Genomic DNA, 21,964 nt, shown 5'->3' on the forward strand with positions numbered 1-21,964 from the left:
GGTCACGCTCCCACTATGTCGTCTATGAACGGCAGGCAGCCGGCGGTCAGGCCGGCATCCACCGGCATCACCACGCCCGTTACGCCGGACGCCCGGTCGGAGGCAAGGAACGCCACGGCTTCCGCCACCTCCGAGGCATTGACGATGCGGCCGAGCGGATAGAGCCGCTGGAGCTTGCCGAGAATGTCGGGGTTCTTGGCCAGGCGATGATCCCAGGCGGCGGTACGGATCGATCCCGGACAGACGACATTGGCGCGAACGCCGCTGCGGCCGAGCTCGACGGCGATCGCCTTGGCATAGGCGTTGATGCCGGCCTTGGCGGCGGCATAGGCCGGGTTGCCGAAATGGGCGATGGCGTTGACGGAGGAAATGAAGACGACGCTGCCCGAACCGCGCGCCGCCATCGCCTTGACCAGCGGATCGGCGAACGTCATCACGCCGGTCAGGTTGAGATCGAGTTCCTGCTCTATGCTGTCGGCCCTCAATGCGCCGAGCGTCTCCGCGCGCGTCCAGCCGGCATTGTTGATCAGGATGTCGGGCACGCCGTCTTTGTCGAGCACGGCCGCGACGGCTGCCTCGACCGACACCCGGTCGAGAAGGTTGAAGACATGGCGCGAGGCGAGGTGCGGGCTTGCCAAAGCCTCCTCCGATTGATCGCAGCCGACCACCCGCGCGCCTCTCCCGGCCAGCAACGCGACGATCGCTGTGCCAAGGCCGCCGCCGGCGCCCGTGACAACGACAGTGCGGCCTTCGAATTCGGCTTTCGAAACCACGGCGCTTGCTCCTCCGGCAGTTAGAGCAATTCCAGGAAAAGTGTATACGGTTTTCCGTCCGGAATTGCGTCAAAACAAAGAGTTAGAGTGGTTCTCCGTTTCCGTGAAACGGTGAACTGCTCTAGGCAGATGTCGGCAGGCTAGTGAATGGAATGTAATTAAGCAACACGATAATCTGCTTGCGTGCGGGCAATTCCTCGATAATGTAGGAAAGTCACATAATCCTGCGCCACATCGGCGTGAGGAGCGCAAAAGCGCGGAACAAAATGGGAGAGATCGGATGAGCATTGCGAAATGGACTGTCGGCTTGATGGCCGGAATGAGCATGCTGGCCTTCGCGGCGCAGGCGCAAGCCGGCGAGGTGCGCGTAACCGTCGCCGAATACAGCGCCAAGACCGGCCCCTACTTCGAGGAGGTCAAGAAGGAGTTCGAGGCAAAGAACCCCGGCATCACGGTCAAGTTCGAAGTGGTGCCATGGGATGTGCTCTTGCAGAAGCTGACCACCGACATCACCGCCGGCACCAATGCGGATCTCTCGATCATCGGCACGCGCTGGCTGATCGACTTCGTGCAGCAGGACGTCGCCGAGCCGCTCGACAGCTACATCACGCCAGATTTCAAGGGCCGTTTCATCGACACGTTCCTGTCGCCCTCGATCATGGACGGCAAGACCTACGGCCTGCCGATCGCCGCTTCGGCGCGCGCCATGTATTACAACAAGGAGTTGTTCGAGAAGGCCGGCATCGCCAAGCCGCCGGCCAATTGGACCGAGCTGCAGGAGGACGCCCGCAAGATCAAGGCGCTGGGGTCCGGCACATTCGGCTTCGGCCTGCAGGGCAAGGAGATCGAGACCGACGTCTATTATTATTATGCGATGTGGTCATACGGCACCGAGATCCTCAACAAGGACGGCACATCGGGCTTGAGCACGCCCGGCGCGCTCGAAGCCGCCAAGCTCTACAAGTCGATGATCGACGAGGGCCTGACGGAGCCTGGCGTCACCTCCAACAACCGTGAGGACGTGCAGAACTTGTTCAAGCAGGGCAAGGTCGGCATGATGATCACCGCGCCCTTCCTGTCCAACCAGATCAAAGAAGAGGCGCCGAGCCTAAAATATGGCGTGGCGGCTATACCGGCCGGCCCGACGGGCGCGCGTGGCACCTATGGCGTCACCGATTCCATCATCATGTTCAAGAACTCCAAGAACAAGGACGAGGCCTGGAAGCTGCTCGACTTCCTGTTCACCACGGAACAGCGCGCCAAGTTCACGCAAGGCGAAGGCTTCCTGCCGGTGAACAAGGAAGAGGCCAAGATGGACTATTACGTCAACAATGCCGACCTCGCCGCCTTCACGGCGCTTCTGCCGGACGCCCGCTTCGCGCCGGTCATCCCGGGCTGGGAAGAGATCGCCCAGATCACCTCGGACGCCATGCAAAAGATCTATCTCGGCGGCGACCCGGAGGCAGGTTTGAAGGATGCGGCCGCGAAGGCGAACGCGGTGCTGAAGAAATAGGGCGTATCTCCCTGCGCCCGTGGCGCGCCCACTCAGGCGGGGCGCGCCACACTTTTCCAGACTTTAGCAGAAAAACAGTTCGTCGATGTCAGCGCCGCCCAGCCAGGCTCCTTTCCTCTCCCTCCGGAGGGGGAGAGGTGGCTCGGCGAAGCCGAGACGGAGTGGGGGAACCACCTGGCAACTGCCGCGAACGGACATAGGAAGGGCACTAGGCGCAAGCATCGCCTCGCCTTTGCGCTGGGGTCGACCCCCACTCCGTCGAGCTTCGCTCGACACCTCTCCCCGATCGACGGGGGAGAGGAAGGGCCCCCTTCCGCAACTGCCGTGGAAGACGGGCAGGCAGGTGAAGGGCAGCGCCAACGCGTGTAAGGAATTCGAGGCCACTCAAGTCCACTGCAACATGGTCCCAAGCCAGCCGATGCAAAATCGTTTCTTGCCCTACCTCCTGACCTTTCCCAGCCTGTTCCTGGCGGCGATCGTCATCTTCTGGCCGGTCTGGGACCTGATCCAGATATCGACCCACGAGGTCAACCGCTTCGGCCAGCTGCGCGAGTTCGCCGGATTGGCCAATTTCTCGACACTGCTGGACGATCCCGATTTCATCGCCGCACTCTGGCGCACGGGGTTGTGGACCGTGCTGGTGGTCGGCGGCGCGTTGCTTTTATCGGTCCCGGTGGCGATCATCCTCAACACCGATTTTTATGGCCGCGGCCTTGCTCGCGTCATCATCATGCTGCCCTGGGCGGTGTCGCTGACCATGACGGCGGTGGTCTGGCGCTGGGCGCTCAGCGGCGAAAGCGGCATGCTGAATTCGGCGCTGATCGGTCTCGGCCTGATCAGCCAGAACATCCAGTGGCTGGCGAGCGCCGAGACCGCTTTTCCCATGCAGGTGCTGATCGGCATCCTGGTGACGGTGCCGTTCACCACCACCATCTTCCTCGGCGGCCTGTCCTCGATCCCGGACGACCTCTATGAGGCGGCGGCACTGGAGGGCGCCACGCCGGCGCAGCAGTTCCGCGAGATCACCTTTCCGCTCCTGAAGCCGTTCATCAACATCGCCATCGTGCTCAACACCATCTACGTCTTCAACTCCTTCCCGATCATCTGGGTGATGACGCAGGGCGGGCCGGCCAATTCGACCGACATCCTGGTCACTCACCTCTACAAGCTCGCCTTCCGCATCGGCAAACTGGGCGAGGCTTCCGCCGTGTCGCTGGTGATGTTCGCCATATTGCTGGTCTTCACCATGATCTATGTGCGGCTGGCTATGCGGGAGCAACGCGCATGACAAACAGGCTCATGACGGGCAAGCTGAAGCGCACCATCATCGCCTGGCTGCTGCTTTCGCCGCTGATCATGGTGACGGTCTTCCCCTTCGCGGTGATGTTCCTGACGTCGGTCAAGCCGCGGCAGGAGGTGCTGTCGCCGACCTGGTGGCCGAGCGAGTTCCGTTGGTCGAATTTCGCCGACATGTGGGTGGCGACCGGCTTCGGCCGGGCGCTCACCAATTCGCTCTATGTCTCGGTGATCGCCACCGTCGGCGCCATCCTGATCTCCGTGCCGGCGGCCTATGCCATGTCGCGCTTTCGTTTTGCCGGCTATGGCGCCTTCCGCCAGTTCCTGCTGATCTCGCAGATGATCTCGCCGATCGTGCTGGTGCTGGGCCTGTTCCGGTTGATGGCCGCCTGGGGGCTGGTGGAAAGCACCACGGCGCTGGGCTTCATCTACATGGCCTTCAACGTCGCCTTCACGGTGTGGATGCTGCAGAGCTATTTCGACACCATCCCGCGCGATCTCGAGGAGGCGGCCTGGATGGAAGGCGCCGGCCGCTGGCTGACGCTGCGCAAAGTGTTCCTGCCGCTCTGCCTGCCCGCCATTGCCGTCACCGCCATCTTCACCTTCATCAACGCCTGGAACGAATTCGTCGTGGCGCTCACCATGCTGCGCAGCCAGGAGAGCTACACGCTGCCGATCCAGGTGTTCTCGCTGGTCGCCGGGCGCTACACGATCGAATGGCATCACGTCATGGCCGCCACGCTGCTGGCGACGCTGCCGGTGGCGATCCTGTTCATCTGGCTGCAGCGCTACCTCGTGCGAGGGCTGGCGCTCGGGGCCGTCAAATAGCAATTCATGAAAGTGTATGGCGGTTTTTTCCGTCCGGAATTGCGAGAGCGAAGAGTAACCTGTCCACGGAGCTTTCATGCGCATCTTCACCGCCTCGCTGGCGACGGAAACCAACACCTTCTCGCCGGTACCGACCGACAGGGCATCGTTCGAGATGGCCTTCTATGCCGGGCCGGGCAAGCATCCGGAGACGCCGACGCTGTGCTCCTCGCCGATCGTCGCCCTGCGCCGGCGCGCGGCCGGCGAGGGGCTCGACGTCGTCGAGGGTACCGCCACCTGGGCCGAACCCGGCGGCCTTGTGCAGCGGCAGACCTACGAGGCGCTGCGCGACGAGATTCTGGGCCAGCTCAGGGCGGCGCTGCCGGTCGAGGCCGTAATTCTCGGCCTGCATGGCGCCATGGTGGCGCAAGGCTATGACGATTGCGAGGGCGACCTGCTCGAACGGGTGCGCGAGATCGTCGGGCCTGGCGTGGTGATCGCTTGCGAGTTCGATCCGCATAGCCATCTGACGCCGAAGCGCGTGGCGGCCTGTAACGTCATGGCCTATTTCCTCGAATTCCCGCACACCGATTTCTACGAGCGCGGCGAGCACGTCGTCGAGCTCGGCCTCGCCGCGGCGCGTGGCGAGATCAAGCCCGTCATCTCGACCTTCGACTGCCGCATGATCCAGGTGCTGCCGACCAGCCGCGAGCCGATGCGCTCCTTCGTCGACCGTATCAAGGCGCTGCACGGCAAGGACGGCGTGCTGTCGGTCTCGGTCATCCATGGTTTCATGGCGGCGGATGTGCCCGAAATGGGCACGCGTATCCTCGTCGTCACCGACAATGACAAGGCCAAGGGCGACGCGCTGGCCGAAACGCTCGGACGCGAGCTCTACGCGATGCGCGAAAAAACGGCGATGACGATGCTGAGCGCCAAGGACGGCATAGAGCGGGCACAGGCCGTATGTGCGGAAAAGCGCGGCAGGCCGGTGGTCATCGCCGATATCTGGGATAATCCGGGCGGCGGCGTTCCGGGCGACGGCACCATCGTGCTGCGGGAGCTTTTGGCGCGCGGCATCGATAAGGTCGGCGTGGCGACGATCTGGGATCCGATCGCCGTGACCTTCTGCCAGGCCGCGGGCGAGGGCGCCGTCATCGACCTGCGTTTCGGCGGCAAGTCCGGGCCCCAGGCCGGCGAGCCGATCGACGCCCGTGTCACCGTGCTGAAAGTTCTCGCCGAAGGTTGGCAGAGCTTCGGGCCGAGCCGGGTGACGCTCGGGCCCGCCGCGTTGATCCGCATCGAGGGCACCGAGGTCGACATCATCCTCAACACCAACCGCACGCAGACCTTCGAGCCGGACATTTTTTCCAACATCGGCGTCGATCCGCTGGCCAAGGACATGCTGCTGATCAAATCGACCAACCATTTCTACGCCGGCTTCGAACCGATCGCCGCCGAGATCATCTACGTCTCGGCGCCGAGCGCGTACCCCAGCAATCCGGCGGTGACGGATTACAAGAAACTGAAGCGGGCGATCTGGCCAAGGGTAGTGGATCCGTGGAAGCAGCCAATCTCCCCGACGAAGGGGGAGATCGGCTAATCACACCAATCCCCGCTTCACCATCATGGCTTCCGGCGACGGCATCTTGCCTCGAAACGCGGTGTAGAGCTCTTCCGGATCCTTTGAGCCGCCAGCGGCATAGATGTTCTTGCGCAGCCGCTCGGCCAGCGCGGGGTTGAAGGGATCGCCCGTCTCCTCGAAAGCTGCGAAGGCGTCGGCGTCGAGTACTTCCGACCACATGTAGGAATAGTAGCCGGCCGAATAGCCCTCGCCGGCAAAGACATGGCCGAAATGCGGCGTGCGGTGGCGCATGGCGATGGTGTCGGGCATGTCTAGTTCTTTGAGCGTTTCGGCTTCGAAACGAAGCGGCTCCTGCGGGGCGTCCGGCCGTGCGTGGTAGGCCATGTCGATCAGCGCGGAAGCCGTGAATTCCACCGTGGCGAAACCGGCGCCGAAAGTCCGCGCAGCCAGCATCTTGTCGAGCAGCGCCTTCGGCATCGGCAGGCCGGTCTTGACATGCAAAGCGTGCTTTTCCAGCACCGCCGGCACGGTCAGCCAATGCTCGTAGAGCTGCGAGGGCAGTTCGACGAAATCGCGGCTGACGGACGTGCCCGACACCGAAGGCCAGGTGACGTCGGTCAGCATGCCGTGCAGGGCGTGGCCGAATTCATGGAACAAGGTCTTCGCCTCGTCCACCGACAGCAGCGCCGGCTCGCCCACGGGCGGCTTGGCGAAATTCATGATGTTGTAGATGATCGGCCTTGCACCGCGACCCAGGCGATAGCCTGACTTCAGCGCGCTCATCCAGGCCCCGGAGCGTTTCGACGGCCGGGCGAAATAATCGGCCAGGAACAGGCCGCGCTCGCTGCCGTCGGCATTCTTCACCACGAACACGCGTGCGTCCGGGTGCCAGGCGGCAATGCCCTTTTTCTCTTCGAAGGTGATGCCGAACAGTCTTGTCGCGACGTCGAAGCAGGCGTCGATGATCCGGTCGAGCTGGAGATAGGGCTTCAATTCCGTCTCGTCGAAGGCGAATTTCTCCGCGCGCAGCTTCTCCTGGTAGAACCGCCAGTCCCAGGCTGCGAATTTTTCGTTGCTGCCGGCTTCCGCCGCCAGCCGTTCCAGCTCCTTCTGGTCGGCGGCGGCCTTTTCCAGCGCCTTTTCCCAGACGGGATCGAGCAGGTCGTGCACCGCCTTGGGCGTCTTGGCCATGGTGTCATCGAGCTTCAGCGCCGCGAAGGAGCCGTAGCCGAGCAGCTTCGCCTTCTCGGCGCGCAGCTTCAGCATGTCGCGCACCACGGCCGTGTTGTCGGTCGCGCCGCCGTTCTGGCCGCGCATGGTGAAGGCGCGGAAGGCGATCTCTCGCAAGTCGCGGCGCTCCGAGAAGGTCGAGAACGGCTCGTAGACCGAGCGCGACAAGGTGACGGCGTAGCGGCCTTTCTGGCCGCGCATCTCGGCGGCTTCGGCCATCGAGCTCTTCACGAAATCCGGCAGGCCGGCCAGGTCGGCCTCATCCAGGAACAGCGCCCAGTCGCGTTCGTCGGCAAGCACGTTCTGGCCGAAGCTGGTGCCGAGCGACGACAGTTCCTCGTTGATCCCTGCCAGTCGCTTCTTGCCCTCGGCATCGAGTTTCGCGCCCGAGCGGACAAAACCCTTCCAGGTCTTTTCCAGCACCCGCAGCGTCTCGGCATCGAGCTTGAGCGTCTCGCGGCGCTGGTAAAGATCGTCGATGCGGGCAAAGAGCCTTTCATTCATCGAGATCGCCGAGAAATGCCTCGACATCCTTGGCGAGATGTCGCGCTCCAGCGCCTGGATATCCTCGTTGGTGTGGGCCCCGGCGCGGCACCAGAAGATCGACGAGACATGGTCGAGCGCCTCGCCGGCGAGCTCCAGGGCTTGAAGCGTGTTCTCGATGGTCGGCGCATTCTCGTTCGCGGCGATGGCCTCGATCTCGGCCTCATGCGCCTTCAGCGCCGCGTCGAAGACGGGTGCGAACTCGTCGTCGCCAAATCGGGCGAAATCGGGCAGGCCGAGCGGCCCTTGCCACGTGGTCAGCGGATGAGCGGCGAGGTCGACGGCTTTCGTGGCGAGCATGGATTGTCTTTCGGGCTGGCAGGTCGGGAAGGGCTGAAATCACCGATGTAGGGCGCTCGTCCGGCGCGCGCAACAGCGTGGCCGGTCAGTAGGCTTCGCAGCTTTCCGCAAGCGCCTTCTGCGTGCTGGCCGTGATGCGATCGCCCGCTATGGCGAAGGTCTCATGCATCAGCATGTCATTGTCGGGGAAGTCGTAGCAGGCGATCACCGTGGTGACGCCGCCTTCGTTCTTCTCGATCCGGTGTCGGATCGCGGCACCCGCAACCGCACCTTTCCATTCGTCGAGCGAGGCGATGAACTCCTGCTTTCCCTGCACGATGCCGAGGTCGTCGAGTTCGATGCGCACATTGTCGGCGAGCAGGTCGGAAAGTTCGGTGCGGTCGGCGACCAGCAGGGCCGAATACCAGCGGCTGATGATGGCGCCGTCATCGGCGCGGGCGGCCATGATCGCCATCAGCAGTGCGGCGGCGGTGAACATGACCGGCCGGATGCTCATCGCTTGGCGTGCCGTTTCGGTCATTCCAGCACCGGGCGCTCGAAATCGCCGGTCTCCTTGTTCATCACCCAGAGCTCGCCGGTCGAAATGTCGAACCAGGCACCGTGCAGCGACAGCCGCCCCTTGCCCTCAAGGATCGAGACGCAGGGAAAGGTCCTGAGATTGGCTAGGGAATAGCGGATCGAGATGCGCTCCAGCGCCGTCTGGCGCTCTGTCGCCGTCATGAAGGTGCTGGCCGACACGGTCTCGGCGGCCGGCGCGATCAGGCTCATCCATTTGCCGATGAAGTCGCCCGGCGACAGCGGCGCGGAATTGGCGTCGAGCGCGGCACGGATGCCGCCGCAGCGGCCATGGCCCATGACGACGATGTTCTTGACCTTGAGGCTCTGCACCGCGAATTCGAGCGCGGCCGAGGTCGAGTGGAACTCGCCGTCCGGCTCGTAAGGCGGCACAAGATTGCCGACATTGCGCAGCACGAAGAGTTCGCCGGGCCCTGCGTCGAAGATAGCCTCGGGTGCAGAGCGGGAATCGCAGCACGCGACGATCATGGTTTCCGGCGCTTGCCCCTCCCGGGCGAGCTCGCGATAGCGGCCGCTCTCGGTGAGATAGCGGCCGTTCATGAAATTGCGGTAGCCGGTGAGAAGGTGATCGGGAAGGTGAGGCATGGGCGGCTTTCCGGTTGGAGGGCGGCAGCGCGTTGCGGTCGAGAAACGCTCTAGCGGTAAAAGCCCGTCGCGAGCAATGCAGAATTGTAGGGTTGGCGAGAAATGCCATGCGTCAGGCGCGACGCTGGCCAATGTTGTCACGCCCAGACGGCGACCGGTATTCCAAAGCCGTCGGTGAGTGGCGGGTCGGGAAAAGGCCTTGCCGCGCCGTTCGCTATGCGGCCGGCGATCAGCATCATCGCCGCCGCATCGAGGAAATCATCGGCGGCCGCACCGCGCGGCGGCGCCTGATCGAGGAAGTCTATGGCATAGCCGTGCCGGCTAAGCAGCGCCTTGCGTTCCGCCATGCCGGCCGGATTGATGCTGCCCTTGACCTTCTTCGGCAGCAGCATGGCCTGCCCGCCGTTGAGCCGACAGAAAGCCACTTCCGGATGCGATTCGAAGACGCGGCCACGCAGTTCGGGCCGCGCGATCAGCAACGTATCGATCTCGCGTATTTTGCCAAAGATGCCGAATGCCTGGATCGAAACGCCGCGCGGCGGATCGGATGTCGTCCTGGCCACGTCGCTCGCCCGGCGGTGCGCGGCGTACCAGGCTTCGATCGAAGTGAACTCGGCGGTATCGGCGTAGAGTGCCGCACGAGACGGGATCGAGAAGACGCTGGATTGGCGTGGCCCGAGCAGCCGCCTGACCTGCGCCTCCGGCCCGCGTCCGCCCTTGCTCGAAAATTCAGGCAGGCCGATCGGCATGTCGACGGCGATGATCGCGTCGTCGGGAACCGCCGCCAGCAGTGCGGCGAAGCTGGCGAAGACCTCGACCGAAGGCGCCGCGTTCGGAGCGCTCCGAACGGCGACCCAGCCGGCCTTGCAGCCGTCCGCGCCGACCAGCACCCGTGCCGATGTCACGCGCGGCGGTCCCGCCCCGGATGCGTGAGATGGCGAAGCTGCACCATCGCCATCGGGTGCGACAGGCTCTGTACATCGGTTTCGAGCTGCAATTCGTCGCCGCCGCGTTTGGCCGTGCGCGCCAGGATTTCGTAGACCGCCGCGGTCGTCGATTGCAGCGCCTTGATCGCCGGCTGGCCGGAGAGGATGCGCGCCAGGTACACCGCCGCCGTCAGGTCGCCCAAACCGTTCGGCGGCTTTTCGATAACGCGGTGCTCGGCGAGCAGCGCCTGGCTGCCGTCGAGCAGAAGATTGCCGGTGCCGCCTGAAATCATCGACGGCGCCGAGGTGACTAGCATGGTCGACGGCCCGGCATGGAGCGCGGCCGCCATCACCGACTTCAGGTCGGGCAACGGCACGCCGGCCATCCACTCCAGCTCATAGCGGTTAGGGGTAGCGATGTCGGCGATCGGCATCAGCCGGTCGCGCATGGCGATCGCCGTCGGTTCCGGTACATAAAGCCCGCCCGAATCGCCCATCACCGGATCGCAGATATAGACGGCGTCGGGCGTCCTAGCCTTGACCGCGGCAACCAGCGAGGCGACGGCTTCGGCCTGGCCGGCCTCGCCGAGATAGCCCGACAGCACCGCCCCGACCTCGCCCAGCCACGGCGCGCGCTCCAGATCGGCCATCAATGCCATGAACTGATCGAGCGGCGGCACGATGCGGGTCGCGCGCCCATGGCCGGGATGCCAGGGCAGGATGATTGTCGGCACCGCCCATACCGGGAAACCCAGCGATTCCAGCGCAAAGACGGCGGCGCGATTGCCGACCGAGCCGCGTGCGACATGGCTGGAAATGACGATGACCGCGCGCGGCGCGTCGGCTTGCTCGGTGCTCATTGGATTCCTAACTGCCCCTGGCGAGGAAAAGCACGAGCCAGACCATCAGGCCCAGCGCCAGGAGCAGGCCAAGTATCCGGCCAATGCGCGTGCCCCATACTTCGATCGGATCGGCGCGGTCGGCATCGGCCGCCGCGACGTGGTCGCGCACGGCCTTCGCGGTCTGCGCCGCGAGCGAAGTGGCGGCCGGATCGGTCTCGCGCGCGACGCGCTCGAGGATGCGGCGCGATTCGGTGTCGCTGTCCTGGCGCTGCGCCATGATGCTGTCCTGTTTCGTGGCGACCTTAGCGCGTTCGCCCCGTCAATTACAGCGTCTTGCGACCGACCGTGATGCCATCGACAACCGTCTGCGCCGAGGTCGTTTTCTTGCGCGCCGATTGTGGTAATGCTTCGCATGCAACTTCTACCGAGGGGACCGATCATGTTTGCCCAGCGCCTTGCTTTCCCGACATTCCGCACGCTGCCCGCCTTGCTGGTGATGGCCGTCATGCTGCCGCTGCTTGCCGGCTGCGGCTACAACACCATCCCGACGGCGGAGGAAAACGCCAAGGCCGCGTGGAGCGAGGTGCTGAACCAGTATCAACGCCGCGCCGACCTCATCCCCAACCTGGTCGAGACGGTCAAGGGCTACGCCTCGCACGAAAAGGACACGCTCGACGCCGTGGTCGAGGCGCGCGCCAAGGCGACGCAGGTCACGGTAACGCCAGAGACGTTGAAGGATCCCGAAGCCCTCAAGAGGTTTCAGGACGCCCAGGCAGGGCTGACCAGCGCGCTGTCGCGGCTGCTCGCTGTGTCGGAGGCATACCCGGACCTGAAGGCCAACCAGAACTTCCTGGCGCTGCAGGCGCAGCTCGAAGGCACCGAGAACCGCATCGCGGTGGCGCGGCGTGACTACATCCAGGCGGTCAGGGACTACAATCTGACGCTGCGGACCTTCCCCTCGGTGCTGTGGGCGACGTTCTGGTTCCGTAGCAACGAGCCGTTCGCCAATTTCACGGTCGAGGAGGACAAGTTGCAGACGCCGAAGGTCGATTTCGGCACGAAACAGGGCGGATGATTGCCGGATTCCGACGTGGTGATCCTGCCCGCCAATGAGGGACGACGCGCCATGTATCGCGTCGCTGTCTTGATCCTCGTTCTTGTGCTGCCATTTGCGGCCCTCGCCGCCGAGCTCCCGGCGCTGACCGGCCGTGTCGTCGACAATGCAGGCATCATCGATGCGGCGACCAGGGCGGCACTGACGCGGAAGCTTGCCGATTTCGAGACGAAAGGCTCCGATCAGATCGTCGTCGCCACCGTCCCCAGTCTCGGCGGCGAGGAGATCGAGCCCTATGCCAACCGGCTGTACCGGTTCTGGAAACTCGGCCAGGCGAAGGAGAACAACGGCGTGCTGCTTCTGGTCGCGCCGAACGACCGCAAGATGCGCATCGAGGTCGGCTACGGGCTGGAAGGCACGCTGACCGACCTGCACACCAAGCTGATCATCGAAAACGACATGGTGCCGGCCTTCCGTGCCGGCGATTTCTCCGGCGGCATCACCAAGGCCGTCGACGACATGATCATGATGCTCAACGGCAATCCCGAGGAGCTGGAAGCACGCGGCAAGCGCAACCAGCAGGCGCCGTTCAATTCCGACGATTTATTCTTCGCCATCTTCATCGGTATCTGGGCGCTGATCTTCTTCGGCAGCATAGCGGCCTCGGTGCTGCCGCCGATCTTCGGCCAGAAGATCGGTCCCGGCCGTTACCGCTGGCTCGGCATGACGTTCGAGCCGAGCCGGCGATCGTCAGGTGGCGGCTGGTCGTCAGGTGGCGGCGGCTGGTCGGGCGGCGGCGGCTGGTCCTCGGGCGGTAGCGGCGGTGGTTTCTCCGGTGGTGGCGGCTCTTCCGGCGGCGGCGGCTCTTCGGGAAGCTGGTGAGAGGGACCATGGCGATACGACCGATCAGTCCGCAGGACCATGAGCGCATCGCCGGAGCGATCCGCGCCGCCGAATCAAGGACCGACGGCGAGATCTACTGCGTGGTGGCGCATGGCAGCGGCAACTACTTCTTTCCGGCTGCCTTCGTGGCTGCTCTCGCCACGCTGCTGGTCAGCCTCGCGGTCGCCTATGGGCTGGAGGCCTGGTGGCTCACCATCCGCCTGCCGCACTTCGTCATTGCCCAGCTTCTGGCGCTGGCCTGCTTTCTTTTGCTGTTATGGGCCTTTCCGGGGCTTCGCATCCATATGGTGCCGAGACGGCTGCGCTATCAGACCGCACATGACAACGCACTGAAGCAGTTCCTGGCTCGCAACGTCCACCGCACAACCGCGCGCACCGGCGTGCTGGTCTTCGTCTCGGTCACCGAGCGCTACGCCGAGGTGGTCGCCGATTCAGGCATTGACGCCAAGGTCGGCCAGCATGTCTGGGACGATGTGGTACGCGAGCTTACCGCACATGCTGGCGACGACCGGCTTGCCGACGGCTTCGTCAAGGCGATCCAATCGGTTGGAGCGGTGCTCGCCGAGCACTTCCCGGTCACGTCGGGCGACACCAACGAGCTCGACGATCATCTGGTCGAGATTTGAGCGCCACCGACAGCCTCGAACGCGCATCGCGCAGGCGATGACGGCCTGTGAGAAAGCGGCCTCCGGACTGCCCGGACTCTTGCATTCGAGCGATGCGGGTTTATGGTTAACAAATCATGAATACGCTGAGCATCGACATCCGCAAAGCCGAATCGCGCGACGCCGCGGCGATCGCCGACGTGCATTTGCAGGCTTGGCGCGGCGCCTACAGCGGCATCATCCCGCACCGCACCCTGACATCGATGATCAACCGTCGCGGCGCCGACTGGTGGGCTAATGCCATCCGCCGCGCCGCCACCGTTCTGGTGATCGAGATCGGCGGCACGGTTGCCGGCTACGCCACGATCGGCAAGAACCGGGCCCGCGAACTCAAGCAGCAGGGCGAGATCTATGAATTGTACCTGCGGCCGGAATATCAGGGCATCGGGCTCGGCAGCCGGCTTTTCAAGGCGGGACGGGCGCGGCTTGCAGATCACGGATTGAAGGGCACGGTGGTGTGGGCGCTGGAAGACAATCAGAACGCGCTCGCCTTCTATTCCGGCGCCGGCGGCCGCGATATCGCCGAAGGCGTCGAGATATTCGAGCAGAAGGCGCTGAAGAAGGTTGCTTTCGTCTGGGAATGACCGGCGAGGAACGATCGCGTAAGCGGCGCGAAGCGCAACCTACGCAATCACAACACTGAAACATCTTCTGCCAATGATTGAACGCGTTGAATGCCATTGCGTCTTGCTGGGCGTTCTTGAGCACCATTCGCCGCATTGCACCATTTTGCGCCGCCCGCTATCGGTCTGCCAATCGAGAGAGGGATTAAGTCATGCGTATTGAAGCCATCGCCACCGGAAAGAATCCGCCCGAGGACGTCAACGTCATCATCGAAGTGCCGATCGGCGGCGAGCCGATCAAATACGAGATGGACAAGGAGGCCGGTACGCTGTTCGTCGACCGTTTCCTGCACACCTCGATGCGCTATCCCGGCAATTACGGCTTCGTTCCGCACACGCTGTCTGGCGACGGCGATCCGATCGACGTGCTGGTCTGCAACACGCGCGCTCTGGTGCCCGGCTGCGTCATCAATGTTCGGCCGATCGGCGTGCTGATCATGGAAGACAATGCGGGCCAGGACGAGAAGGTCATCGCCGTGCCGTCGCCGAAGCTGACGCTGCGTTACGAGAACGTCACTGAATACACGCAGTTGCCCGAGATCACCCGCGATCAGGTGCAGCACTTCTTCGAGCACTACAAGGATCTCGAGCCCGGCAAATGGGTCAAGATCGAGGGCTGGCACGATTCCAAATACGCCAAGAAGATGATCGTCGACGCGATCGAGCGGGCCAAGGCAGGCAAGTAAGAAGGCCGGTCACGTCAGTTCGGCGCGGCCAGCGCCTTCTCGATCTGCGGCAACAGCAGCGTCTGAGCCGCCTCGGCCGTCAGCGGCCCGACATGCTTGTAGGCTATTTTGCCGTCCTTGCCGATGACGAAGGTTTCCGGCACGCCATAGACGCCCCAGTCGATCGCCGTGCGGCCGGCCTCGTCGACGCCGATCGCCTGGAACGGATTGCCGAGATCGCCGAGGAACCGGCGGGCGTTTTCCGGCCGGTCCTTGTAGTTCAGAGCCGCCATGGTGAAGCGCCTGTCCTGCGCCAGCCCCAAAAGCACCGGGTGCTCTTCGCGGCAAGGCGCGCACCATGAGGCGAAGACGTTGACCAGCGTCACCTTGCCGGCGAACGATTTCGAATCGAGCCCCGGCAGGTTCGTGCCGTCCAGCGGCGGCAGGTTGGTCGGCGGTGCCGGCAGGCCGATCAGCGCCGACGGCACCTCCGAAGTGTCGCGCCCCGACAGGAGCTGCGCCAGGAACAGCCCCGCCAGCCCGAGGAAGACCAGCAGCGGCAACAGCACGAACAGGCGGCGCCGGGCCGGTGCCGGCGTTGGCATATCCGTGCTCATGACGCGCGCTCCCCGCCCTTGTCGGAGCGTCGGCGCACGCCCGCCGCCTCGAGTTCGGCCAGTTCGCGCTTGCGGGCCCGTTGATCGAGCAGGATCCAGCCGATCAGCCCGGCCAGCGCAATCGCCGTGACGGCATAGGCGGCCGTGACGTAGAGCGCATGCGGGCTCATGCCGGCTGCCTCGTCGGCATGCCGCCCGCCAATTCGATCCTTCTGCCGCGCTCGATCATTCCTTCCCCTTAGCCCCACGCCGGTGACCGCGCAATTGGCCGCCGCGCCGCAGCCTCTGCCGGTCGTAGGAGCCTCAATCCGTGCCATGGCGCAGCGCCAGCGCCGCCGCCAGCGGTCCAACCACGGCAAGAAACAACGTCAGCGCGGCAAGAATGAGGAAAGGTTGCAGGAACGGATCGGGACTGGCCGTCGCACCATAACTCGCAGAGACCCCGAAGATCAGCACCGGGATGGTCAGCGGCAGCACCAATACCGAGATCAGGAGCCCGCCGCGCGGCAGCGCCACCGCCACCGCCGCACCGACGGCGCCGATGAAAGTGATCGCCGGCGTGCCGACCAGCAGCGTAAGCGCCGTGGCGCCGATGGCGACCGGCTCCATGTTCATGAACAGGCCGAGCAGCGGCGCGGCGACCACCAGCGGCAGCACGCTGCCCGCCCAATGCGCCAGGCATTTGGTGAGCACGGTCAGCGCCAGCATGTGGCGGTCGTTGCTGCCAAGCACCAGGAGATCGAGCGAGCCGTCCTCACGGTCGGCCTGGAACAGCCGGTCGAGGCCGAGCAGACAAGAGAGCAGCGCACCGATCCACAGGATCGCCGGGCCGATGCGGGCAAGCAGTTTCAGGTCCGGCCCGACGCCGAAGGGAATGGTGGCGATCACGGCGAGGAAGAAGATCACGCCCGTCAGCGCCCCGCCGCCGGCCCGGATCGAAAGGCGGATGTCGCGCAGGAAGAGCGCTAGCATGATTTGAGATGCTCGCGCTTGAGCACCCCCCTCTGGCCTGCCGGCCATATCCCCCGCAAGGGGGGAGATCGGATGTCACCCCGGCCTTCGCCAATTTTCAACGTTGGAAGGCGGGCGAGGCGCCGAAGCTGCCAATCTCCCCCCTTGCGGGGGAGATGGCCGGCAGGACAGAGGGGGGTATTCAAGCGCGGCATTTACTCCCCCATCCTCAATTCCGTCGCTCCCTCGATCCCGAGCGGCAGATGCGTTGCCGCGACGATTATCCCGCCCTCGGAACAATGCCCCCTCATCAATCCCGCGAATCGCGCCTCCGAATCCCTGTCCAGACCCGCCGTCGGCTCGTCGAGCAGCCAGATCGGCCGGTGGCTGACCAGCAGTTTCGCAATCGCCGCGCGTCGTCTTTGCCCGGTCGAGAGATAGCCGAACGGCAGATGGCCGATGCCGCCCAGTCCGACCGTCTCCAGCGCCTCCTCGACGCCGAAGGATCCACCGCCGTTGAAGTCGCGCCAGAAGCGCAGGTTTTCCGTCACGCTGAGTGCCGTTTTCATCGCGTTCTGATGGCCGAGATAGTGGCAGGCCGAAGCGATCGACGGAAATTCATCCCCGCCGCCCTCGATCAGCAAATTGCCTTCAGCCTTCGGCAGCAGTCCGGCGACGATCCTGAGCAAGGTCGATTTGCCTGATCCGTTCGGCCCGGTGACGACAAGCGCCTGGCCTTGATCGAGGTCAAAGCCAATGCCCGAAAACACCGTCTCGCCGCCGCGTTCGCCGCCTAGATTTTCGGCGATAAGCCGCATCCCTCGCCCGCCCTGAAACAATCCGCCTCGGCCCCTGCCGCATCGCACAAATTTGCTTTTTAACTGTCTAGAACTATTCCAGAAAATTCTCTATATGCGGTGCATCCGTGCCAGCGGTCGGCGCGGGAACAGAACTAGCGCCGAACCAGCGCACGCGCCGCCTTGAACGGCTCGGGTTGCTTGGGAGCGGACAGCGGAAATGGCCGTACCCGCACCTTTGCGCGTGATTGCATGCCATCGGCGTCCGTTCCCTTTCAGGCTGAACAGACAAGGACGGATCGCACGTGTCAAAATCCCTCGACAGTTTCAATTGCCGCCGCACGCTGAAAGCGGGCGACGCCGAATATGCCTATTTCGACCTCGTCGAGGCCGAGAAGAACGGCCTCACCGGCATCGCCCAATTGCCTTATTCGATGAAGGTTCTGCTGGAGAACCTTCTGCGCAACGAGGACGGCCGCTCCGTCACCAAGGACTCGATCAAGGCCGTCGCCGGCTGGCTGACCGACAAGGGGACGGCCGGCGTCGAGATCGCCTATCGCCCCGCCCGCGTCCTGATGCAGGATTTCACCGGCGTTCCGGCGGTAGTCGACCTGGCGGCGATGCGCGACGCCATGGCCTCGCTCGGCGGCGACCCGCAAAAGATCAACCCGCTGGTGCCGGTCGACCTCGTCATCGACCATTCCGTCATTGTCGACGAATTCGGCTCGCCGATGGCTTTCGCCCGCAATGTCGAGCTCGAATATGAGCGCAACGAGGAACGCTACAAGTTCCTGAAATGGGGCCAGCAGGCGTTTCGCAATTTCCGCGTCGTGCCGCCCGGCACCGGCATCTGCCACCAGGTCAACCTTGAATATCTCGGCCAGGTGGTGTGGACCAACACCGAGGACGGCGAAACGACCGCCTATCCCGACACCTGCGTCGGCACCGATTCGCACACCACCATGATCAACGGCCTGGGCGTTCTCGGCTGGGGCGTCGGCGGCATCGAAGCCGAGGCGGCGATGCTCGGCCAGCCCGTCTCCATGCTCTTGCCCGAGGTCATCGGCTTCCGCCTCACCGGCAAGTTGAAGGAGGGCGTCACCGCCACCGACCTCGTGCTCACCGTCACCCAGATGCTGCGCAAGAAGGGCGTCGTCGGCAAGTTCGTCGAATTCTTCGGCCCTGGCCTTTCCAATATGACGCTGGCCGACCGCGCCACCATCGGCAACATGGCGCCTGAATATGGCGCCACCTGCGGCTTCTTCCCGGTCGATTCGGAGACCATCCGCTACCTCACAATGTCGGGCCGCGAGGAAAGCCGCATCGCGCTGGTCGAAGCCTACTCCAAGGCGCAAGGCATGTGGCGTGACGCAGGCTCCGCCGACCCGGTCTTCACCGATTTGCTGGAGCTCGATCTCGGCGACGTCGTGCCGTCGATGGCCGGCCCCAAGCGCCCGGAGGGCCGCGTGGCGCTGGAAGGCATCCCGGCCGGCTTCGTCAAGGCTATGGACACCGAATACAAGAAGGCGGCGGAAATCTCGAAGCGCTACGCCGTCGAAGGCACCGGCCATGATCTCGGCCATGGCGACGTCGTCATAGCCGCCATCACCTCCTGCACCAACACCTCGAACCCGAGCGTGCTGATCGGCGCCGGCCTGCTCGCCCGCAACGCCAATCGCCTTGGCCTCAAGCAGAAACCCTGGGTGAAGACCTCGCTGGCGCCGGGCAGCCAGGTGGTCGCCGAGTATCTCGAGAAATCCGGCCTGCAGAAGGAGCTCGACCAGATCGGCTTCAACCTGGTCGGCTTCGGCTGCACCACCTGCATCGGCAATTCCGGTCCGCTGCCGGCGCCGATCTCCAAGACAATCAACGATAAGGGTTTGATTGCCGCCGCGGTGCTTTCCGGCAACCGCAATTTCGAGGGCCGCGTCTCGCCCGACGTGCAGGCGAACTATCTCGCCTCGCCGCCGCTGGTCGTGGCGCACGCGCTGGCCGGCACGGTGACGAAAGACCTGACCACCGAGCCGCTCGGCGAGGACAGGAACGGCAAGCCGGTCTACCTCAAGGATATCTGGCCGAGCTCGGCGGAAATCCAGGAATTCATCGAGAAGAACGTGACGCGCGAGCTGTTCGCCCGCAAGTATGCCGACGTCTTCAAGGGCGATGAGAACTGGCAGAACGTCAAGGCGCCGGAAGGCCAGACCTATGCCTGGGACGACAATTCCACCTATGTGCAGAATCCGCCCTATTTCGCCGGCATGACCACGGGGTTCGGCAAGATCGGCGACATCAAGGGCGCCCGCGTGCTGGGCCTGTTCGGCGACAAGATCACCACCGACCACATCTCGCCGGCGGGCTCGATCAAGGCCGCCTCGCCGGCCGGCAAATACCTCACCGAGCATGGCGTCGGCGTCGCCGACTTCAACCAGTACGGCACGCGGCGCGGCAACCATGAGGTGATGATGCGCGGCACCTTCGCCAACATCCGCATCCGCAACCACATGCTGGGTGAGAACGGCAGGGAAGGCGGCTACACCATCCACTATCCCTCGAAGGAAGAGGAATCGATCTACGACGCGGCGATGCAATACAAGAAGGAAGGCGTGCCGCTGGTCATCTTCGCCGGCGTCGAATACGGCAACGGGTCGTCGCGCGACTGGGCGGCCAAGGGAACGAATCTCCTTGGTGTCCGCGCGGTCATCGCCCAGTCCTTCGAGCGCATCCACCGCTCCAACCTGGTCGGCATGGGAGTGATCCCCTTCGTCTTCGAGGAAGGCACCTCATGGGCTTCGCTCAACCTGAAAGGGGATGAGCTGGTCGAGATCGACGGCCTGGACGCCCTCAGGCCGCGCCAGAAGATGGAAGCCAGGATCACCTATGGCGACGGCACGGTGAAGAAGGTGCCGATCATCTGCCGCATCGATACGCTTGACGAACTCGACTACTTCAAGAACGGCGGCATCCTGCAATACGTACTGCGCGATCTTGCCGCGTAGCGGCAAGGGAGCAGGGCTTAGGCAGTAGGGAATAGGACCTACTGCCTACTGCCTCGCTGTGGCGCGCCGTAGCGCGCCGCGGCGGCCAGCAGCAAGCCCAGCATCAGCCCGTTGAGCAGGTGCCAGAGGAAGTGCGTGCCGAGCGGGAAGCTGGTGCAGACCAGCGGATCGACCATGCGGCAGATGACCGACAGCACGAAGATCGCCGATCCGGCCAGATTGTACCAGCCGGCGCGATTGCCGCTCGCCGCCACCCATAGACCGAAGAAGGCGAGCGCAAGGAACGGCGGCAGGTAGCCTGTGGTGCCGTTCGACGCCTGGCGCAGCCAGTCCGGCACCGCGAATGTGATAAGCCCGGCAACGACATAGAAGCTGACGAAGACCGCAATTGCCTTGCCCCATTCCAGGCGCAGGAAGCGGCGCAGGTTGAACAGCGTGTAGGCCAGCGTGAAGCCGGCGATCGGCACCACGTCGGCCCAGACCGTTCCCTTGGTGGCGAAGATGTGAAAGATCGTCGAGCCGACGCCGATCGCCACCACCCACCAGGCCAGGACCTCGGCGAAAATGCCGGTTCTGCATCGCCGCACTTCGCGGACGCCCCATAGTCCCGCGGCAATAAAAGCCAGGTTTGTCAAAGCATTCGCCGGCTCTGCCCAAAGTTCAGGACCCGTTCGCTCGCAATAGAGATCGACTGGAGCCAGGAAACTTTGCCACATGATGATGATCCCGTCCCCGAATCGAACCGCAGGTTGAAATGCAGTGGCTTTCTCCTATTGCCGCCCTACCCAGGCTTGCAATGGCAAAATTTCACCGCAACGTGACTTCCCGTTGACTTCCGGTTCTGCCACATATTTCAGCCAATCAAAACAAAGCCGGCATCACCGGCGGGAATTGGATGGTCATGGCCTCGCGTAGATCATTGTGGCTGGCAGCGTTCGCGCTGGCCTTCTCGGCGTTTGCCGGTGCCGGGCACGCCGGCGAGTCCGGCAGGCTCCCGGCCGACAAGCCCCAGGGCGACAGGCCCGTGGGCGTGGTCGAGCTGTTCACCAGCCAAGGCTGCAGTTCCTGTCCGCCTGCCGACGCCTTCTTCTCCGAACTTGCCGCCAGGCAGGATCTCGTCGCGCTCTCCTATCACGTCGGCTACTGGGATTATCTCGGCTGGCGCGACACGCTGAGCAGCAAGGAGAACACCGAGCGGCAATATGAGTATATGCGGGCCTTCGGCAACCGCTCAGTCTATACGCCGCAGGCGGTCATCAACGGCCGGGTTCATGTCAACGGCGCCAATCGCGGCGAGGTCGATGGCCAGATCGCCCGCATGGCAAGGATCGGCGAAGACATGCGGGTCGCCATCAAAGTCAGTCGGACCAGCGACCGTGTCATGATCGATGCCGGCGATGGCGGGACCGGTCCCAGCGATGCCCATGTCGTCATCGTCTATTTCGAGCCGCCGCAGACGGTCACGATCGGCCAGGGCGAGAACACGGGCCGCAAGATGACCTATTGGAACGCCGTGACCGGCATCCAGACCGCCGGCATCTGGCACGGCAAGGCGCAGCGCTACGAATTGCCGATGAGTGAGATTTCCAAGAAGGGCGGCTGCGCCGTGCTTTTGCAGTCCGTCGGCAAGGATGGCCTGCCGGGCCCCATCCTGGGCGCCGCCTTCATTCACCGCCCCGGTTCCGAGGCGCCGTTCGATCGAAGGCTGTGAAGCGCG

The 21,964-nt window shown here is 64.1% G+C and carries 23 protein-coding genes; 11 read left to right on the forward strand and 12 right to left on the reverse strand.

From position 1 onward, the window contains the following. Positions 1 to 2 precede the first annotated feature (2 nt). Positions 3 to 773 (reverse strand): SDR family oxidoreductase, encoded by a 771-nt coding sequence (locus LB532_RS02300; protein ID WP_140643436.1) that lies wholly within the window; start codon positions 771 to 773, stop codon positions 3 to 5. Positions 774 to 1,053: 280 nt separating this feature from the next. On the opposite strand from LB532_RS02300, the gene LB532_RS02305 reads away from it, so the two are divergent. The 4 genes from LB532_RS02305 to LB532_RS02320 all read left to right on the forward strand — a co-directional run bounded on the left by LB532_RS02305 (position 1,054) and on the right by LB532_RS02320 (position 5,992). After that, positions 1,054 to 2,286: an ABC transporter substrate-binding protein gene (locus LB532_RS02305; RefSeq protein ID WP_140643438.1), complete on the forward strand. Its 1,233-nt coding sequence runs from the start codon at positions 1,054 to 1,056 to the stop codon at positions 2,284 to 2,286. Between the two features lie 418 nt (positions 2,287 to 2,704). Further along, the gene (locus tag LB532_RS02310) at positions 2,705 to 3,574 is read left to right on the forward strand and encodes a carbohydrate ABC transporter permease (protein ID WP_140643439.1); all 870 of its coding nucleotides are present in this window, start codon (positions 2,705 to 2,707) and stop codon (positions 3,572 to 3,574) included. Between the two features lie 11 nt (positions 3,575 to 3,585). Continuing rightward, the gene (locus LB532_RS02315) at positions 3,586 to 4,410 is read left to right on the forward strand and encodes a carbohydrate ABC transporter permease (protein ID WP_140643499.1); all 825 of its coding nucleotides are present in this window, start codon (positions 3,586 to 3,588) and stop codon (positions 4,408 to 4,410) included. A 76-nt stretch (positions 4,411 to 4,486) separates the two neighbouring features. Beyond that, the gene (locus tag LB532_RS02320; protein ID WP_140643441.1) at positions 4,487 to 5,992 is read left to right on the forward strand and encodes a M81 family metallopeptidase; all 1,506 of its coding nucleotides are present in this window, start codon (positions 4,487 to 4,489) and stop codon (positions 5,990 to 5,992) included. Here the strand turns inward: LB532_RS02320 and LB532_RS02325 are convergent, their stop codons facing one another. The 6 genes from LB532_RS02325 to LB532_RS02350 form a co-directional block, all read right to left on the reverse strand. Then, positions 5,993 to 8,047 carry a M3 family metallopeptidase gene (locus tag LB532_RS02325; protein WP_140643443.1) on the reverse strand — a complete coding sequence of 685 codons (2,055 nt, stop codon included), beginning with the start codon at positions 8,045 to 8,047 and terminating at the stop codon, positions 5,993 to 5,995. An 85-nt stretch (positions 8,048 to 8,132) separates the two neighbouring features. Next, positions 8,133 to 8,567 carry a nuclear transport factor 2 family protein gene (locus LB532_RS02330; RefSeq protein ID WP_140643445.1) on the reverse strand — a complete coding sequence of 145 codons (435 nt, stop codon included), beginning with the start codon at positions 8,565 to 8,567 and terminating at the stop codon, positions 8,133 to 8,135. Further along, on the reverse strand, positions 8,564 to 9,208 hold the full coding sequence (locus tag LB532_RS02335; protein ID WP_140550632.1) for a carbonic anhydrase: 645 nt from the start codon (positions 9,206 to 9,208) through the stop codon (positions 8,564 to 8,566). Before LB532_RS02335 ends, LB532_RS02330 begins: the two co-directional genes overlap by 4 nt. A gap of 137 nt (positions 9,209 to 9,345) precedes the next feature. Then, positions 9,346 to 10,113: a DUF429 domain-containing protein gene (locus LB532_RS02340; protein ID WP_140643447.1), complete on the reverse strand. Its 768-nt coding sequence runs from the start codon at positions 10,111 to 10,113 to the stop codon at positions 9,346 to 9,348. After that, positions 10,110 to 10,994, reverse strand: coding sequence for a pyridoxal kinase PdxY (gene pdxY, locus LB532_RS02345; protein WP_140643449.1), 885 nt, complete (start codon positions 10,992 to 10,994; stop codon positions 10,110 to 10,112). Before pdxY ends, LB532_RS02340 begins: the two co-directional genes overlap by 4 nt. A 7-nt stretch (positions 10,995 to 11,001) precedes the next feature. Further along, complete coding sequence (locus LB532_RS02350) at positions 11,002 to 11,253, reverse strand: hypothetical protein (RefSeq protein ID WP_140643451.1); 252 nt, start codon at positions 11,251 to 11,253, stop codon at positions 11,002 to 11,004. 162 nt (positions 11,254 to 11,415) lie between these two features. Here LB532_RS02350 and LB532_RS02355 point away from each other — a divergent pair, with 162 nt between their 5' ends. The 5 genes from LB532_RS02355 (at position 11,416) to ppa (ending at position 14,907) form a co-directional block, all read left to right on the forward strand. Beyond that, positions 11,416 to 12,051: a LemA family protein gene (locus LB532_RS02355; RefSeq protein WP_140643453.1), complete on the forward strand. Its 636-nt coding sequence runs from the start codon at positions 11,416 to 11,418 to the stop codon at positions 12,049 to 12,051. Positions 12,052 to 12,102: 51 nt separating this feature from the next. Next, on the forward strand, positions 12,103 to 12,912 hold the full coding sequence (locus LB532_RS02360) for a TPM domain-containing protein (RefSeq protein WP_140643501.1): 810 nt from the start codon (positions 12,103 to 12,105) through the stop codon (positions 12,910 to 12,912). An 8-nt stretch (positions 12,913 to 12,920) separates the two neighbouring features. After that, positions 12,921 to 13,559 carry a TPM domain-containing protein gene (locus LB532_RS02365; protein WP_140643455.1) on the forward strand — a complete coding sequence of 213 codons (639 nt, stop codon included), beginning with the start codon at positions 12,921 to 12,923 and terminating at the stop codon, positions 13,557 to 13,559. Between the two features lie 116 nt (positions 13,560 to 13,675). After that, complete coding sequence (locus LB532_RS02370) at positions 13,676 to 14,182, forward strand: GNAT family N-acetyltransferase (RefSeq protein ID WP_140643457.1); 507 nt, start codon at positions 13,676 to 13,678, stop codon at positions 14,180 to 14,182. 191 nt (positions 14,183 to 14,373) lie between these two features. After that, complete coding sequence (ppa, locus tag LB532_RS02375; protein ID WP_140514009.1) at positions 14,374 to 14,907, forward strand: inorganic diphosphatase; 534 nt, start codon at positions 14,374 to 14,376, stop codon at positions 14,905 to 14,907. Positions 14,908 to 14,921: 14 nt separating this feature from the next. On the opposite strand, the gene LB532_RS02380 is transcribed toward ppa, so the two are convergent. From LB532_RS02380 to ccmA, 4 genes are all read right to left on the reverse strand, one after another. Further along, positions 14,922 to 15,503, reverse strand: coding sequence for a DsbE family thiol:disulfide interchange protein (locus LB532_RS02380; RefSeq protein WP_140643459.1), 582 nt, complete (start codon positions 15,501 to 15,503; stop codon positions 14,922 to 14,924). Then, positions 15,500 to 15,673, reverse strand: a complete 174-nt coding sequence (gene ccmD, locus LB532_RS02385) for a heme exporter protein CcmD (RefSeq protein ID WP_140514011.1) — start codon at positions 15,671 to 15,673, stop codon at positions 15,500 to 15,502. The genes LB532_RS02380 and ccmD overlap by 4 nt, the downstream gene beginning before the upstream one ends. Before the next feature lie 133 nt (positions 15,674 to 15,806). Continuing rightward, the gene (gene ccmB, locus LB532_RS02390; RefSeq protein WP_140643461.1) at positions 15,807 to 16,475 is read right to left on the reverse strand and encodes a heme exporter protein CcmB; all 669 of its coding nucleotides are present in this window, start codon (positions 16,473 to 16,475) and stop codon (positions 15,807 to 15,809) included. A 194-nt stretch (positions 16,476 to 16,669) separates the two neighbouring features. After that, complete coding sequence (gene ccmA / locus LB532_RS02395) at positions 16,670 to 17,272, reverse strand: heme ABC exporter ATP-binding protein CcmA (RefSeq protein ID WP_140643463.1); 603 nt, start codon at positions 17,270 to 17,272, stop codon at positions 16,670 to 16,672. 284 nt (positions 17,273 to 17,556) lie between these two features. On the opposite strand from ccmA, the gene acnA reads away from it, so the two are divergent. Further along, on the forward strand, positions 17,557 to 20,247 hold the full coding sequence (acnA, locus tag LB532_RS02400; RefSeq protein ID WP_140643465.1) for an aconitate hydratase AcnA: 2,691 nt from the start codon (positions 17,557 to 17,559) through the stop codon (positions 20,245 to 20,247). A gap of 38 nt (positions 20,248 to 20,285) precedes the next feature. Here acnA and LB532_RS02405 read toward each other — a convergent pair whose 3' ends face one another. After that, a complete protein-coding gene (locus LB532_RS02405; protein WP_140643467.1) occupies positions 20,286 to 20,963 on the reverse strand; it encodes a ceramidase domain-containing protein in 678 nt (225 codons plus the stop codon). A 179-nt stretch (positions 20,964 to 21,142) separates the two neighbouring features. On the opposite strand from LB532_RS02405, the gene LB532_RS02410 reads away from it, so the two are divergent. Next, the gene (locus tag LB532_RS02410; protein WP_140643469.1) at positions 21,143 to 21,958 is read left to right on the forward strand and encodes a DUF1223 domain-containing protein; all 816 of its coding nucleotides are present in this window, start codon (positions 21,143 to 21,145) and stop codon (positions 21,956 to 21,958) included. Positions 21,959 to 21,964: the final 6 nt, after the last annotated feature.

It is taken from the genome of Mesorhizobium sp. ESP-6-2 (assembly GCF_020164675.1).
Taxonomy (GTDB): Bacteria; Pseudomonadota; Alphaproteobacteria; order Rhizobiales; family Rhizobiaceae; genus Mesorhizobium.